The sequence below is a fragment of the Nocardia sp. NBC_00508 genome (assembly GCF_036346875.1).
Taxonomy (GTDB): Bacteria; Actinomycetota; Actinomycetes; order Mycobacteriales; family Mycobacteriaceae; genus Nocardia.
On the sequence record NZ_CP107852.1, the window covers coordinates 5,550,936 to 5,566,766 of the forward strand.

Annotated in this window: 15 protein-coding genes; 11 read left to right on the forward strand and 4 right to left on the reverse strand. The window is 65.7% G+C overall.

The annotated features are described in order from the left end of the window. Window positions 1-348: 348 nt before the first annotated feature. From OHA40_RS24750 to OHA40_RS24765, 4 genes are all read left to right on the forward strand, one after another. Complete coding sequence (locus OHA40_RS24750) at window positions 349-1,536, forward strand: helix-turn-helix transcriptional regulator (RefSeq protein ID WP_330229274.1); 1,188 nt, start codon at window positions 349-351, stop codon at window positions 1,534-1,536. 844 nt (window positions 1,537-2,380) lie between these two features. Then, window positions 2,381-2,746: a group I truncated hemoglobin gene (locus tag OHA40_RS24755; RefSeq protein ID WP_330229275.1), complete on the forward strand. Its 366-nt coding sequence runs from the start codon at window positions 2,381-2,383 to the stop codon at window positions 2,744-2,746. Window positions 2,747-3,316: 570 nt separating this feature from the next. Then, window positions 3,317-4,507, forward strand: a complete 1,191-nt coding sequence (locus tag OHA40_RS24760; protein WP_330229276.1) for an FAD-binding oxidoreductase — start codon at window positions 3,317-3,319, stop codon at window positions 4,505-4,507. After that, window positions 4,504-5,337: a DivIVA domain-containing protein gene (locus tag OHA40_RS24765; RefSeq protein ID WP_330229277.1), complete on the forward strand. Its 834-nt coding sequence runs from the start codon at window positions 4,504-4,506 to the stop codon at window positions 5,335-5,337. The genes OHA40_RS24760 and OHA40_RS24765 overlap by 4 nt, the downstream gene beginning before the upstream one ends. Window positions 5,338-5,597: 260 nt before the next feature. Here the strand turns inward: OHA40_RS24765 and OHA40_RS24770 are convergent, their stop codons facing one another. Beyond that, entirely contained in the window at window positions 5,598-5,993 is a 396-nt protein-coding gene (locus OHA40_RS24770) for an acyl-CoA-like ligand-binding transcription factor (protein ID WP_330229278.1), read from the reverse strand. A 132-nt stretch (window positions 5,994-6,125) separates the two neighbouring features. On the opposite strand from OHA40_RS24770, the gene OHA40_RS24775 reads away from it, so the two are divergent. Both OHA40_RS24775 and OHA40_RS24780 read left to right on the forward strand, forming a co-directional pair. Continuing rightward, window positions 6,126-7,499, forward strand: a complete 1,374-nt coding sequence (locus tag OHA40_RS24775; protein WP_330229279.1) for a cytochrome P450 — start codon at window positions 6,126-6,128, stop codon at window positions 7,497-7,499. A gap of 395 nt (window positions 7,500-7,894) precedes the next feature. Continuing rightward, window positions 7,895-8,302, forward strand: a complete 408-nt coding sequence (locus OHA40_RS24780; RefSeq protein ID WP_330229280.1) for a hypothetical protein — start codon at window positions 7,895-7,897, stop codon at window positions 8,300-8,302. A 231-nt stretch (window positions 8,303-8,533) separates the two neighbouring features. On the opposite strand, the gene OHA40_RS24785 is transcribed toward OHA40_RS24780, so the two are convergent. The 3 genes from OHA40_RS24785 to OHA40_RS24795 all read right to left on the reverse strand — a co-directional run bounded on the left by OHA40_RS24785 (window position 8,534) and on the right by OHA40_RS24795 (window position 10,879). After that, window positions 8,534-9,553: a Gfo/Idh/MocA family protein gene (locus OHA40_RS24785; RefSeq protein ID WP_330229281.1), complete on the reverse strand. Its 1,020-nt coding sequence runs from the start codon at window positions 9,551-9,553 to the stop codon at window positions 8,534-8,536. A gap of 67 nt (window positions 9,554-9,620) precedes the next feature. After that, window positions 9,621-10,625 (reverse strand): LacI family DNA-binding transcriptional regulator, encoded by a 1,005-nt coding sequence (locus OHA40_RS24790; protein ID WP_330229282.1) that lies wholly within the window; start codon window positions 10,623-10,625, stop codon window positions 9,621-9,623. A 35-nt stretch (window positions 10,626-10,660) separates the two neighbouring features. Further along, window positions 10,661-10,879 (reverse strand): hypothetical protein, encoded by a 219-nt coding sequence (locus tag OHA40_RS24795; RefSeq protein WP_330229283.1) that lies wholly within the window; start codon window positions 10,877-10,879, stop codon window positions 10,661-10,663. 210 nt (window positions 10,880-11,089) lie between these two features. On the opposite strand from OHA40_RS24795, the gene OHA40_RS24800 reads away from it, so the two are divergent. The 5 genes from OHA40_RS24800 to iolC are packed head-to-tail and all read left to right on the forward strand — an operon-like array spanning window position 11,090 to window position 15,810. Further along, window positions 11,090-11,986 (forward strand): TIM barrel protein, encoded by an 897-nt coding sequence (locus OHA40_RS24800; protein WP_330229284.1) that lies wholly within the window; start codon window positions 11,090-11,092, stop codon window positions 11,984-11,986. 18 nt (window positions 11,987-12,004) lie between these two features. Further along, window positions 12,005-13,006 carry a sugar ABC transporter substrate-binding protein gene (locus OHA40_RS24805; protein ID WP_330229285.1) on the forward strand — a complete coding sequence of 334 codons (1,002 nt, stop codon included), beginning with the start codon at window positions 12,005-12,007 and terminating at the stop codon, window positions 13,004-13,006. A gap of 17 nt (window positions 13,007-13,023) precedes the next feature. Then, complete coding sequence (locus OHA40_RS24810; RefSeq protein WP_330229286.1) at window positions 13,024-14,073, forward strand: ABC transporter permease; 1,050 nt, start codon at window positions 13,024-13,026, stop codon at window positions 14,071-14,073. After that, entirely contained in the window at window positions 14,070-14,852 is a 783-nt protein-coding gene (locus OHA40_RS24815) for an ATP-binding cassette domain-containing protein (protein WP_330229287.1), read from the forward strand. Before OHA40_RS24810 ends, OHA40_RS24815 begins: the two co-directional genes overlap by 4 nt. 19 nt (window positions 14,853-14,871) lie before the next feature. Further along, window positions 14,872-15,810, forward strand: a complete 939-nt coding sequence (gene iolC, locus OHA40_RS24820) for a 5-dehydro-2-deoxygluconokinase (protein ID WP_330229288.1) — start codon at window positions 14,872-14,874, stop codon at window positions 15,808-15,810. Window positions 15,811-15,831: the final 21 nt, after the last annotated feature.

The following is a 15,831-nucleotide window of genomic DNA, read 5'->3' on the forward strand; positions in this document are numbered from 1 at the left end:
CTCGCGATAGAACCGGCACCGCGACGCCAAAGTGTCTGCGGATTCGACCGGAAGGACCTCGTTTACACCGCAGTTCATGAGCGGTCGCCGCATGTCGCTTTCCGCATCTCGTCGAACCAATTTCCTGTGCCTCCTGCTCGGTTTGTTGGCGGACTCGAAACCGCGCGGGGCACTCGCCAGACGAAGTGCGAGGCTCACATGGGGTGCCTTCTTGCAGAAGGGTTCGGTTGTGCGAGAGGCTTTCTCGGTTTCGGGTACACAACACAGGATGCCGGGGCAAAATGCCTGGTGGAAGGCAAGAGACACGCAGGTTCTACCAATCGATACCAGGGCACGACAGGGGGCACAGTGACGGGCGTGACGATATGGACCGGTGCCGAGGTGAAGGCGCTCCGAGCCGCATGCAGACTGACCCAGAACGAACTGGCCGAGGCACTACGTTGTAGTCAGCGAACAGTCAGTTTCTGGGAGGGGCGGCCGACCGCGAAAGTCGGTCTCGCCCACCAGGCGGGTCTGGACAGACTGCTGGCAGACGCGGACCATGGGGCACAAGATCGGTTCCGGAGGTTGATTGGAGACGACGTGAATCGACGGGAATTCTTTGCTGCTACGGGTGTTGTGGTCGGCGCATCAGCCCTGCGAGGCGCTGAAGCGCCGACAGTCACACCGGACGCCATAGGCCATCTGCGGACCACGATCCATTCGGCGATGCTGCTCGATGATCAGCTGGGCTCGAACGCCGCACAGCCGATCATCGAAGCCCAAGCGCGGGCGTGTACGGCGCTGCTGCGTGACTGCCCGTCGAAACTTCGTCCGGAGCTCCAATCCCTCACCAGCGAAGCCACCGCAAGCAACGCGTGGGCGGCATGGGACCAAGGCGAATACGAGAAATCGGATCGGCTTTTCGTTTCTGCCCACGATCTTGCCACCGACGCTGGTGACGAGGACGTGGCAGTGGGGATACTGTGCCACCGAACTCAGCTTGCGATCTGGACCCATCGCTACCAGGCGGCCGCAGACCTGGCAGATTCCACGAAACGACTCTCGGTCGGCGATCCGAGAATGGCCGATTACGTTCTGCTGCAATCGGCACAGGCGTACGCATACTCGGGAAAGGCGCGGAAGGCGTGGCCGCTGTTGGATCGAATCTCAGGAGAACATTCCGATCCGACAACACCCGACATCTCGTACGCCTACTACATGAGTGACTGGCTCACGGGGCTACTGACCAGCAAGAGCCTCCAAATGGCAGGCGAAACGCGTGCGGCGGTGGAAACGATCGAAGCATCGATCGACCGCATCCCGGAGACGGAGGTTCGGGACCGAGCACTGGCATTGCTGTACCTGACGAGAATGACTGTGCGCGACGACCTCGATCGGGCATGCGAAGCAGCGGAACGCGCTCTGGCGCTGTCGAAGATCAATACATCGCCACGCCTGAGGGAGGTCTACTTCGATACGCGCGCCGCTCTGGCACCGTGGGCACGCTCGAGCGCGGTACGCAGGTTGGACGGCCTCGCGGCTGGGGTGGTGTAGCTGCGGACCTCACCGAATGAACAGCCCAAGTCGATATTTAGAAGAGGGAGAGTCAGGTTCGCTGAGAGCTTCATGTACTCCCACCTCGGCGACTCCCGACGGGCGGAGGAAGCGCAGTCGGCGGCACTCGGCCTGTACCCGCCCAACAGTCGGCGCGGGCCGGTTCAGATCGAGCTACAGCGTGCTCTCTGTCTGGTCTCTACCGGTGATCCGAGCCAGGGCGCCGGATACGCGACGACCATCCTGCAGGGTTTGCCTACCGAGCACCGGACACGGTTCGTCGTGGGTTTGGGCGAACAAGTCCTTGCGGCCGTGCCGTCCGATCAACGACGCACTCATAGTGCGCGAGAGCTTGACGAACTCCTGCGTGACCATGCACTTCGCGAACAACGAGCGGTCGAGTCATGACCTCCTGCCCGGTCGAACTCGTTCACTACGACGCCGCCGGAACACTCGCAGTCGCCGACGAACTCGCCTTGTGTCTCGCATCGCACCGTGAACAGTAAGGCAATCCGTGGTAAGAGCCCCGGGAAGTTCTGGGAGCGCCTAGAAGCGATGTACGCCCCGATCGCGGCCTTCGAGTTTGTGGCCGAACGGATCGACAGCCGAATGATCGGCTACGCCTTCGGTACGCCGTATGTCCGACCGGAAGCTGTGTGGCACAAGGCCGTTCGGATCTATCTGGAGTTGTGGGTGACTACTCTCCCCGGTACGCTACCCAGTGGTTCCAGTGGCGAAACCGAACGGTTCTATAGGAGCGCGTACCACCCGGGTGAGGCGCCTTCATGATCGGTCGGCATTCAAAGGCACGGATGCCCAGATCCACGTGCAGATAAGAGATGTAATGACCAGCATTTACGAGAAGATCGGCGGAGCTGAGGCCCTCGAGGCCGTTGTCGCCGACTTCTATGTCCGTGTCCTCGCAGACGATGAGTTGGCCGGATTCTTCAAGGGCACCAATATGTCCCGGCTCCAGGGGCGTCAAACGGAGTTCTTCGCTGCGGCACTCGGCGGTCCCGATCCCTACGCAGGTGCCCCGATGCATCGCATTCACCAGGGTAGAGGAATTGCGATGCACCACTTCGAACTCGTGGCCGCGCATCTGACCGATTCGCTCACGGCTGCAGGTGTGCCCGCCGAGATCGTGGAACAGATCATAGGAATAGTGGCGAATCTGGCACCAGACATCGTCAGTGATTCAGCAGCATGACCGGTTGATGTCGTTGTGCGCCGGTGTCCGCCGTCGTGACCTCCTGCGGTCAGTCTGCCTCAACTCTCGAAGCCGCGGACCCCGGAGCGGGGGCCGGATCAGCCGGACCGAACCTGCGGGGTCAGATCAGCTGTAAGCCATGGGAATTCGCCCCATTTGCGTTCAGCTGCGGATCGTGAGAGGTTCATGCCGTGGTTGAGCGACACGGCGTCGAGGCGGGCGTCCCGCGGCATCCTGTGAGGTCTTCGAACAGTTCATTGCCGACCTTGCCTCATCCGAGAGCGAACAGCCTTTTCCTCGCTTGGCCGGGTTATCGTCGAGGAGCCTCCTGCGCAGGATTATCTGCCCGGCAAGCATACAGCGTTGCCAAGTATCGGAGAGAAGTGTGATGGTTCCGTTCGATTTCGACCTGCCTGGGGCACAGATATGAGGCCCCTCTCTCCAGGGCGTGCGAGTGAGTTCGAAATCATCTCCGGCGCCTCGGGATCGAGCTGTTTCCGCTCGCACGTCCTGGGCCGAAATCTGTTGCCTCGGTTCGGGATCGATCGACAGATGAGCTGGTGATCGGGCATGGATGTCCCAGCGCTCAGAGACAGCTGGCTCAGGGTTGAGAAGGTCGGCGACGAGGCGGTACTGTACTTCTACTCACATCTGTTCATGACGCACCCCGAAGTCCGCGATCTGTTCCCGGTGTCGATGGCCGCCCAGCGCGGCAAATTCTTAGCGGCGCTCGGCCGCATTGTCAGCAATGTCGACCGTGTTGCCGCCGACCCGACCTTCGTGCGGCAACTCGGCCGCGACCACCGCAAATTCGAGGTCGTCGCCGACCACTACCCGGCGGCCGGCGCGTCACTGCTGGCCACCCTGCAGTACTTCCTCGGTGCGGAGTGGAGCGACAGCCTCGCCTCCGACTGGGCCGAGGCGTACCACGCGGTCGCCCAGATCATGATGATGGCGGCCGAGGAGGACGAGGAATCCGTCCCAGCCTGGTGGGAGGCGGAGGTCATCGCCACCGAGCGCCGCGGTATCGACGTCGGGTTGCTGCGCATCCGGCCCACCCAGCCCTATGGCTACATCGCCGGGCAGTCCATGGCCGTGGAGGTTCCGCAGCGGCCGCGGCTGTGGCGCTACTACACCCCGGCCAACGCACCTCGCCCCGACGGAACCCTCGACCTGCATGTGCAGATCGTGGCCGGTGGACAGGTCAGCGCCACCCTCGCCCGAACGGTCGCGGTCGGCGACACACTGCGGCTCGCCGCGCCGATCGGGACCGCACTCACCCTGCCTGCGGATTTCCGCGGGGATCTGCTGATGGTGGCGGGCGGTACAGGGCTGGCCCCCATGACCGCGCTGATCGAACAACTCGACGAGAGCTGGCGCACCACAGGCGAGGCCACGAATGTCCATCTCTTCCACGGGGTCCGGACCCAGTGGAGCATGTATGACCACGCCTTCCTGTCCGAGCTGGCCGGGACCAGGCCATGGTTGCGCTACACCCCGGTGGTCTCCGATGACCCGGCCTACCCGGGTGCGCGGGGACTGGTCGGCACGGTGGCCGCCCAGACCCACCGCTGGCAGGGAGAGACCGCACTCATTTGCGGCTCCGCCGCGATGGTGGAGCACGCCGCCGGTGAACTGCGGCGTGCGGGCCTGCCCGACTCGGCCATCCGATTCGAGAACCTCGACGGCCGCACCCCCGAGTACACCACACCGAATACCTCCGCGGCTCCGGCGGAGATTGCGCACGAGGTAGCGACATGACGCTGAGGGCACGTGATATCGAGAACGCAAAATTCAAGAAGTCGGCACTGGGCCGCCGCGGGTACGACGAACACGACGTCGACGACTTCGTCCGGCGGGTAGCCCGTGAGGTTTCCCGGCTGAACTCGGCGAACAAACGGCTGACCCAGCAGCTGGACTTCGGCGACGAGAAGGCGCTGCTGGCGGACAACAACTATCTGGCTCACCAGGTTGCGGAACTCGAGCACCGGGTCTCCATGTACAAATCCGCGCTCGGCGATTCCGCCACCGTCGAATACCTGCGCACCGAGCTGGCGGAACTGCAGCGCGAGAACGCGCAGCTTCGCGAAGATACCCAGCGCGACGTGCTCGGGGTGAACGTACGCGCGGTGAACATGCTCAGCCAGGCACAGATCACCGCGGAGTCCACAGTGGCCGAAGCCGAGATCTATGCCCGCGAGCTGGTCGCGCACGCCCGCGAGCAGTACGCAGACATTCTGCGGCAGGCCCAGAAATCGGCGGCCCGTGCGGCGGACGGCATCGCCGCCGTGGCGGCCGATCCAGCAGGAGCTTCCGATCTCCTGCCCGCGGAGATCGAGTACATCCGCACATACGCCCAGATCGCGGAAAAGCAGATGCACACGATCGTCGAGGCGCTTTTCACCGAGATCGACAAGCTCGGACGCGAACAGGCGCGACCCCATCGCGACGCCGAGCCTCCCGGAAGTGGACCGGACAACGTCGAGTCCAGCACACCGGCCACGACGCAGATGCTGCCTCGGACACAGCACGACGCGTTGGAACCCGCGGCACGGTCACCAGCGGTGACCTCGGTCGACCAGCACCTTTGACCGGCGGGTGTGCGGCGCGAAAGTGCCTGTCGAACAACAGATTCAACTCGGTGTCCGCCCAATACCACCGTGCAGCAGAACTTTTCGGTATCGCAATCCCTTGACTCCGGCTGCGACGCACCGTAGGTGAGTGTTGTACGACCAAAGCCGCCGGTTGCGTTCAGAGAGCGGTCATTCGTCAGCGCGGACGTATTACGGCCGATCTATCTGCGCGGTATGCGGCGGCAGAGGTGGTTGTCGATGCTGTCGGTGGTCGGTGTTCAGGTTCGGACGGCAGTGAGGGCTTCGAGGTAGATTTCCTCGAGGGTGCCTTCCCCGTTGCGCTTGGCCCAGATTTCCATGGCCGTGTCGAGGCAGGCGCCGACGATGGCGTTGGCACGTGGGTCGGGTACCGGGCCGGGTTCGACACCCATGCGCCGTTCGATCTCGGGGACGAGTAGTTCCTGCCAGCGCAGATGTTTTTCCAGGTGACGGGCGCGCAGTGCCGGATCGGCGGTGGTCAGCAGCGCGGTTTCGAGTGCGCGGCGCGGCGTGTGCGGGCTGTCGGTCAAGGCGGCGAGGGCGGCTGTCATCGCGTCCCACAGCCCTTCCTCGACCGGACGCGCCCGCAATGCCGCCTGGACCACTTCGCCCAACGCCATCAGATCGCCGACCACGATGTCCTGATAGAGGTTCGTACACCATGCGTGGGCATTCCTGGTGTTGGGAAGTAGGTTGCCAGTCTTTTGTAGTATGCGTCGACTATCTTCCCTGCTCCAGGCTCCAGTTTTCCTGTTGCGGAGGTTTTGATGGCACTCGCGCCCACTTCGACGTCGACAATTCCCGGTCCGGGCCGGTCAGGCTCGTTGTCGACGACGCTGGCGTTCCAACGGGATCCGCTCGGCTTCCTGTCGAAGATGTTGGAGCAGTACGGGAATGTGGTACGCCTTCCGGTGCTCGGCATGCCGATGGTGGTGATCAATCACCCGGACGATGTCAAGAAAGTGTTGCAGGACAACCACGTCGACTTCGACAAGGACGCGGCGATCTTCGAGCTGGTGCAACCGCTGCTCGGCGATGGGCTGATCAGCGTGGTGGGCGGGGCCAGTTGGATGAGCCGACGTCGCCTGATTCAGCCCTCGTTCCACCGCAAGCGCATCGAGGACATGACGCAGGTGATGTTGTCGCACAGCGAGGACATGCTGCGACGCTGGAGCGGATTCGCCGCGGACGGCACGGATATCGATGTCGGCCGGGAAATGTCGCAGATTACGCTGCGCATCGTGGCTCGCACGCTGTTCGCGGTCGATATCGGAGCGGAGGGAGCGACGCATCCGTACGCCCAGGCGCTGGAAGTCATGATGAAGGAACTGTCGGCGTTCCTCCAATTTCCCATTATTCCGCTCCGGGCGCCGACCCCCGGCCATCGCAGGTTCTGGAAGAACATCCGCATCATGGACGGTTTCGTGTACGACATGATCGGCCGGTATCGCGCCGGCACGGCGGAGAACCAAGGCGACCTGCTGTACATGCTGATGAACGCGCAGGACGCCGACACCGGCGAGAAGATGGACGACCGCCAGTTGCGCGACGAGATCACCAGTTTCCTTTTCGCCGGACACGAGACCAGTGCCAATGCCCTCACCTGGACGATCCAGATGCTGACCGAGCACCCGGACGTGGAAAGTCGGCTGCGCGAGGAAATCGACCGCGTTGTGGGCGATCGCGAGCCGACCATGGCGGATCTGCCGAAGCTGAGCTATCTCACCGCGGTGATCAACGAGAATCTGCGGGTCAACCCGCCGATCTGGCAGATCATGCGCCATGCCCGCGTCGACGGTGAACTCGGCGGCTATCGCATCCCGGCCGGGTCCAACGTCTTCTGGAGTCCCTATCTGGTGCACCGGAATCCGGATTTCTGGCCGGATCCCGAAAAATTCGACCCGGATCGCTTCGCGCCCGACCTCGCGCGCGGCATTCACAAAGGCGCGTTCATTCCGTTCAGCGCCGGCCCGCGCATCTGCATCGGCAACACCTTCGCGATGACCGAGATCCAGCTGATCCTGACCCGCATCCTGCAGCGCTTCCGCTTCGAATCGCGCACCGAGCAGCCCTTGCGCAAGGTCCCGAACATCTCGTTGTGGCCGGACAAGCCCATACGTATCGCGCTGCAGCCGCGCTGAGGGCTGTCCCATAACGCCTGCCCGACAGCCTCGGAAGCTATCGGAGCAGGTCGTCTTGGCGTCGTGTGGTCGGCTGAGCCTCGAGCAGGGCGGATCGGAGGGCCGCGCGGACGGCGCATCCGTCGCGGCCCCGCGCGCCACCTGATCATCGCGGTGGGAATCCGAATCGGCTCGGACCGCGGTGAGGAGAAGCGCGTGCTCACGCCGATGCGCGGATGTCCCGAGTGGGTCCGCAGGGATGGGTTGCACTGCTGACCGATGGGTCGCGACCGCGCCGAAAGAGGGGCAGAAAACTGATAATCCGACGTTTCAACCGAGTCGGCGGGTGTTGACAGCATCCCCGAACGGGTGTAGCCCAGCTGTTAGGGGAGCGATAGATGGGAAGGAGTTCAGTCATGCTCGGCGACCTCATCTCGGAAGAACAAGGCCAGGTCACGGTGCAGCGAATACTGCGCGGTGAGAACGGACTTCCGCCGGCGATGGAGAGTTCGTTCCAGGCTACGGGCCATCTGCTCGACGTCACCATTAACGACACCGGAACATACACGGGTCGGCTTCGCGCCGACGGCACGCTCTACGGCGAGGGCCAGGGCGTTATCATGAGCCCGACCGGCGCTCACGCGAGTTGGCAAGGATCCGGCGTCGGCACACTCAGCGAGAATGGCTCGGTGAGCTGGCGTGGCTCGGTCGTCTACGAGACCGACTCGCCAGAATTCGCTTCGCTGCGCGGCACCGCGGGCGTCTTCGAATTCGAGACGGATCCAAGCGGCAAGGCGATCGGAAAGCAGTGGGCCTGGAAGTAGTCCTACCCAAGCCTGAGCGATTCGTAGCGACATCATCCAGTTTCAATATGAGACCCCATCCCTTCTGAAGTCCCGAACGGATGGGGTCTCTGTCTCGGCTGGCCCGAGGCCCCGGACCACGGTACGGTCGCCACTGCTTCGGCGGCCGTGTCGGTACGACCCGGCGTTTCGGTTTTCGTATACGGAACCATCAGTATCGGAACTCATCCGTATTCACGTGCAGTGCGGAGGTCAGTGCCGTACTTCGGTTATCTGGACAGCGCGGCCTTCCCGCCGGGATAGTTCGCAGGCCTCGGCGACATAGAACGCTTCGAGAGCGTCCAGAGGACTGCAAGGATTGTCGAGTTCGCCGTCGACGACCGCGACGAAGGCGGACAGTTCCTCGGTGTACGCGGGACGAAACCGTTCCATGAAGCTCGCGTAGGCAGGGTAGGGGGAGGGCGCGCAGTCGGGTTCGACCGATGTGAGCGGCGCTCGCTCGTCCAACCCGACGATGGCGTTTCCCTTGGAGCCCAGGGCTTCCAGGCGTACGTCGTATCCGGCTCCGTTGTAGCGGGTCAGCGAGACGGTGGCGAGGGCGCCATCGTCCAATCGCAAAAGCACTGCGGCGGTGTCGACGTCGTCGGCTTCGGCGAAGAATGTCGCGCCTTGGTTCGCCCCGAGGGCGTAGACCTCGACAATTTCGCGGCCCGTTACCCAGCGGATGATGTCGAAATCGTGGACTCCGCAGTCGCGGAAGATGCCGCCGGAGCGTGGGATGTAGTCGGCGGGTGGCGGCGCCGGGTCGAGGGTGGTGGCGCGCAAAGTGTGCAACCAGCCGAGTTTGCCGGATCGGATCGCTTCACGCGCCGCGTGGTAGCCGACGTCGAAGCGGCGTTGGAAGCCGATTTGGACTGGGACGGGGGAGTTCCGGATGTGGTCGATGACGGCGAGGGTGCCCTCGATGTCGGCCGCTACCGGCTTTTCGCAGAAGACCGGGATGCCTGCGTCGACGGCGCGAGTGATGAGTTGGGGGTGTGAATCGGTGGCGGTGGCGATGATCAGGCCGTCGAGGTCGGCGGCGAAGAGGGTGTCGAGGTCGGGGGCGAATTCGACGCCGAGGTGGGTGGCGGTCGCGCGGGCACGGTCGGCGTCGGCATCGGCGACGAGGACGGTGGCGACGTTCGGCAGCTTGCTCAACGTTTCGGCGTGTGAGGTCCCGATGCGGCCGGTTCCGGCCAGGCCCAGGGTGACGGCTCGGTGGGATGACATCGGCTCTCCTTAGCGGGTGGAATAGCGACGTGTGTTGGCGGACGCCGAATCCGAGTTCGGCGATGGTTCAGCGGCCGGGGGTGGCGGTGGTGGAGCGGACGACGAGAGAAGGTTGGAGGCGGCGGCGGACCGGCGCGGTGCGGCCGTCGCGGAGCCGCTCGGTGAGCGCCTCGATCGCGAGGCGGCCCATCTGGATGCGGGGCTGGTCGATGGTGGTCAGGGCGACGTGGCGCAGCGCGGCCAGCGAGGTGTTGTCGTAGCCGACGACCGAAACGTCCTCCGGGACACGTAATCCCGCTTCCTCCAGCGCGGACATCGCGCCCACGGCGTTGAAGTCGTTGCCGCAGACCAGCGCCGTGGGAAAGTTGTCGCGGGAGAAGAGGTTCAGCAGTTTGCGCACCGCGGCCATGCCCGCGGAGTCGGTGTGCTCGCTCGGCACGACCATCGGCTCCAGGCCGTGGCGCTGCATGGCGGCCCGGTAACCCTTGCGGCGTGGCGCCGAGGTGAAAGCGCCGCCGCCGTCGAGATGCACGATGCGACGATGCCCGAGGGAGACCAGATGATCGACGGCGAGGCTCGCGCCGATCTCGCCGTCGTCGTTGACCGTATCGATCTCGGCGACGGTGGAGGTGCGGGAGACGAGCACCAGCGGAGCCTGGTGCGCCGCTTCGCGAATCGCGGCGGCGGGCAGGATGGGGGACAGCAGGATGATGCCCCCGGGCCGGAAGGACAGCAGGCTCTCCAACGCGGTCCGCTCGCGGGCCGCGCTGCGGCGGCCGGTGTTGAGGATCAGTTCCAGGCCGGACTCCTGCGCGGCGGTGTCCATGCCTTCGACGACGTCGGCGAAGAAGGCGTTGCGCAGGTCGGAGACCATGACGCCGACGATATTGGAGGTCCGGCTGGCCAGCGACCGCGCCATGATGTGCGGTTGGTAGCCGAGGTCTTTCGCGGCGTCCAGCACCGCGCGGCGGCGGTGCTCGCTCACCTTGGGCGAGTTTCGCATGACAAGCGAGACGAGCGCGCGGGAAACGCCGGCGCGCGCGGCGACGTCTTCCATCGTGGGTCGCGCCATATCGCCTCCGTTCCTCGTTAGTCGGCCTGTGCGGCTTACCGGACCTGCCGGACCTGCCGGACCTGCCGGACCTGCCGGACCTGCCGGACCTGCCGGACCTGCCGGACCTGCCGGACCTGCCGGACCTGCCGGACCTGCCGGACCTGCCGGACCTGCCGGACCTGCCGGACCTGCCGGACCTGCCGGACCTGCCGGACCTGCCGGACCTGCCGGACCTGCCGGACCTGCCGGACCTGCCGGGTCGGACGATACAAGGTCGGCGCACGCGAATCAATAGAGCGCTCTAATCGGACTTTCCGGATGGCTCGGTTACTTGGTGTTTTCGGTCGAAGCTGGAATATCAGCTGGTAATGGCACTTTCACTGGCGGAATGAAAGCTCTTGACACACTATGACCTACGTTACATAGTTGGAGCGCTCCAACAGAGCGGAGTCAACTCGACATCGAAGGTCGGAGAAGTGCCGATGACCGAATCCCTCTACCCGCTGCGCATCGCGGCCGCGCCGATCTCCTGGGGAGTCTGCGAGGTCCCCGGCTGGGGCCATGTGCTCGACGCGCGCACTGTGCTGTCGGAAATGGCCGCGCTCGGCCTGTCCGCCACCGAACTGGGCCCACCCGGCTACCTGCCGCGCGACCCGGATCAGCTGCGACGGTTGCTCGACACCTTCGGCCTGACAGCGGTCGGCGGATTCCTGGCCCTCGTGCTGCACCGCGACCGGCAGGACGCCATCGCGGAGGCCGAGAACACCGCCGCGCTGCTGTCCGCCACCGGCGCGGAAGTCCTCGTGCTCGCCGCCGCAACCGGGCTCGGGGGATACGACACGCGCCCGCGACTCGACGACGCCGAATGGCGCACCTTGGTCGACACCGCCTCCGCGATCCGCGATATCGCCGCCGTGCACGGTCTGCGCACCGTCCTGCACCCGCACGTCGGCACCCATGTGGAGAGCGAGCCGGAGGTCGAGCGATTTCTCGCCGACTCGGATCTGGACCTTTGCCTGGATACCGGGCACCTGCTGATCGGCGGCACCGACCCCGTGCGGCTCGCGCGGCGGCATGCCGAGCGGATCGGCCACATTCACCTCAAGGACGTGCGGGGCGCACTGGTCGACCAGGTGCGTGCCGGGGACATGGAGTACAGCGAGGCGGTGCGCCGCGGGCTGTATGTCCCGCTGGGGGAGGGCGATGTCGATATCGCGGCGCTGGTGCGCGGCATGCAGGCGGCGGGCTACCGGGGCTGGTATGTGCTGGAGCAGGACGCCGCGCTGCGGCCGACGGACTCGGCGCGACAGCCGAGCCGCGACACCGAACGCAGCTTGCGTCACCTGGCGGATATCGCGCTCGCCGCGGCAGGAATCTAGTGGGAAGCGATGACAAGGATGTCTCTGAGACCACAGCGCAGCGCGACCACGTGGCGCTTCAGTCGCCTACTGCCGTGGGTCGCCGCGGCAGCCCTCCTGGCCGCGTGCAGCGGCCCCGGCGCCGACGCGCCCGCGCCCTCGCAAACCCCGATCGCCGCCGGAACGGTGAATTCGGTAGCGGTAGTAACCCATGGCAGTCCCGGCGACGCGTTCTGGAACGTCGTCAAGAACGGAGCGGAGGCCGCGGGCAAGGATCTCGGCATCCGCGTGGAGTACAACGCCTCCGGTGATCCCGGCCAGCAGGCGAAGCTGATCGACAACGCGGTGGCACAGGGTGTGGATGGCGTCGTAGTCTCGATGGCCAATCCCGAGGCGCTGCGACCGTCCGTGGAAAAGGCTGTCGCCGCGGGCATTCCGGTGGTGACGATCAATTCCGGTGAGTCAGAGAGCGCGAAATTCGGCGCCTTCGTCCATGTCGGTCAAAGCGAATCGCTGGCGGGACAGGCGGCGGGCCGGCGACTGGCCGATGCCCGGCGCACGAAGATGCTGTGCGTCATCCACGAGGCGGGCAATATCGGCGCCAACCAGCGTTGCGAAGGCGCGACGAAGGCATTCGGCAATACGACCACGCTTCAGGTCGACATCAACAACCCGACCGACGCGCAATCAAGGATCAAGGGCGCACTGGAGGCCGACCGATCCATCGATGCCGTCCTGACGCTGAACTCCCAGGTCGCAGCGCGGGGCGTCGACGCGGTCCGGGAGGCGGGGTCGGCCGCCACCGTCGCCACCTTCGATCTGAATTCCGATGTGGTGGAGGCGATCCGAGCCGGGAGGTTGCTGTTCGCCGTCGATCAACAGCAGTACGAGCAGGGTTACCTGCCGATCGTGCTGTTGCAGTTGTACCGGACGAATCTGAACACCGTCGGGGGCGGCACGCCGGTGCAGACCGGTCCCGGCTTCGTCGACAAGAGCAACGTCGAGGCCGTGGCCGCGCTGGTCGCGCAGGGCACGCGCTGAGGTCGGGAGTGAATGAAATGACCGTTGCGACAAAGACATCCGACACGACGCAGGAGCGATCGGCGGGCCTTTCGCCACTCCAGCGCCTGGCCGTCCGGCCGGAGATCGGCGCCGCGCTGGGCGCGCTGCTGGTGTTCGTGTTCTTCTCGATCATCACCGACCGGTTCCTGAGCCCGCTCGGCGTGGCGACCTGGCTGGACGACGCGTCGACGCTGGGCATCATGGCGGTGGCCGTGGCTCTGCTGATGATCGGCGGCGAGTTCGATCTGTCGGCGGGCGTGATGACCGCCTCCACCGCCCTGGTCACCGCGTTGCTCGCTGTCCACGCCGGGTGGAACGTGTGGTTCGCGCTCCTGGCCTCGCTGGTGTTCGCGCTGGTAGTCGGCGCGTTCAACGGCTGGGTGGTGATGCGAACCGGCCTGCCCAGCTTCATCGTCACGCTGGGCACGTTCCTCGCCCTACAGGGTCTGAATCTCGGCGTGACGCGGCTGGTCACCGGCACGGTCCAGGTCTCGGGTGTGCGGAGCGCGGACGGCTACCAGTCGGCGGGCTGGGTGTTCGCCTCGACGCTCGACATCGGCGAAGCGCACATCCAGGCATCGGTGGTGTGGTGGGTCGTGCTGACCGCGCTCGCCGCGATCATCCTGGTGCGCACCAGGTTCGGCAACTGGATCTTCGCCGTCGGCGGCGCGCTGCCGAGCGCCCGCGCGGTCGGCGTGCCGGCGGACCGCACGAAGATCCTGCTGTTCATGGGCACCGCGTTCGCGGGCTGGGTGGTCGGCTCCTCCAACATCCTCCGGTTCGCGAGCGTGCAGGCCAATCAGGGCGTCGGGCTCGAACTGCACTACATCATCGCCGCCGTGGTGGGCGGGTGCCTGCTGACCGGCGGCTTCGGCTCGGCGGTCGGCGCCGCGATCGGCGCGCTGATCTTCGGCATGGCGCGCCAAGGCATCGTGTTCGCCCGCTGGGACAGCGACTGGTTCATGCTCTTCCTCGGCGTGCTGCTGCTGGCGGCGGTGCTGGTCAACAACAGATTCCAGAAACGAGCCGAAAGGGTACGCCGATGACTTCCCTCATCGAGGCCGTCGACCTGGGCAAGAGCTACGGCGGCGTGATCGCCCTGCGCGAGGTGTCCACCGTGGTGAACGCGGGCGAGGTGACCTGCGTGCTCGGCGACAACGGGGCGGGCAAGTCGACGCTGATCAAGATCCTGGCCGGGGTGCACCAGCACGATCGCGGCGAGCTGCGCGTCGGGGGCGAAACGGTCCGGTTCTCCTCGCCCCGGGAGGCATTGGATCTCGGCATCGCCACGGTGTATCAGGATCTCGCGGTGGTGCCGCTGATGAGCGTGTGGCGCAACTTCGTGCTCGGTTCCGAACCCACCATCGGATACGGGCCCTTCCGGCTGTTGGACCGCAAGAAGGGCCAGGAGATAGCGCGAACGGCGCTGGCGGACATGGGAATAGACATCCACGATTTGGAGCAGCCGGTGGGCACGCTGTCCGGTGGCCAGCGGCAATGCATCGCCATCGCGCGCGCCGTGCACTACGGCGCGAAGGTGCTGATCCTCGACGAGCCGACTGCGGCGCTGGGTGTGAAGCAGGCCGGTGTGGTGCTGAAGTACGTCGTGCAGGCGCGCGAACGCGGGCTCGGCGTCGTGCTCATCACGCACAACCCGCACCATGCCTATCCGGTCGGCGACCGATTCCTGTTGCTCAAGCGGGGCGCGATGCTCGGTTCGTACGAGAAATCCGAGATCGACCTGCCGGAATTGACCCGGCAAATGGCGGGTGGGGCGGAACTGGACGCCTTGCAGCACGAACTGCGGCGGGTGGTGTCGTCGTGAATTCGATGGAGGTGGACTCGTGACCGAGCTGGAGGCGCTGACCATCGGCCGGGTCGGGGTGGATCTGTATCCGGAACAGAGCGGTGTCGCGTTGGCGCAGGTGCGCAGCTTCGCGAAGTTCCTGGGCGGCACCGCGACCAATGTCGCCGTGGCCGCCGCCCGGCTCGGCAGGCGCTCGGCGGTACTCACCAAAGTGGGCCCCGACGGCTTCGGCGATTTCGTGCGGACCGCGCTGGAGGATTTCGGCGTCTCTTCCCGTTACGTGACGACCGCGCCGGACCTGCAGACCCCGGTGGTGTTCTGCGAGCTCACGCCGCCCGCCGATCCGCCGCTGCTGTTCTATCGAGCGCCGATCGCGCCGGATCTCACCATCACCCCCGAGGAAGTGCCCTGGGACGTGGTGGCTTCCGTGCCCCTGCTGTGGGTCACGGGTACCGGCGTGAGCGCCGAACCGGGCCGCGGCACACAGCGCGAGATCCTGCTGCGGCGCGCGCGACGCGGGCACACCGTGCTCGATCTGGACTACCGTCCGATGTTCTGGCCCGACGTCGACACCGCGCGGGCCGAGATCGGCTGGATGCTCGACCACGTGAACGTGGTGGTCGGCAACCGCGCCGAAGTCCAGGTGGCGGTGGGCACCGCGGATCCGGATGTGGCGGCCGACCGGTTGCTCGCGCGCGGTGTACGCCTCGCGGTGATCAAGCAGGGCGCCGACGGAGTGTTGGTGGCCACCGACTCCGAGCGCTGGACGGTGCCGCCGTGCCGCGTGGAGGTGGTGTGCGGACTCGGCGCGGGCGACGGATTCGGCGGGGCGCTGATCCATGGCCTGCTCTCGGACTGGGACCCGCGACGCATCGCCACCTACGCCAACGCGGCGGGCGCACTGGTGGCCGCGCGTCTCGCCTGCGCCGACGCGATGCCCACGAGTGAGGAAATCGAGGAACTGCTGTGCGGTTGAACCGGCGCGCGACCGGACGTG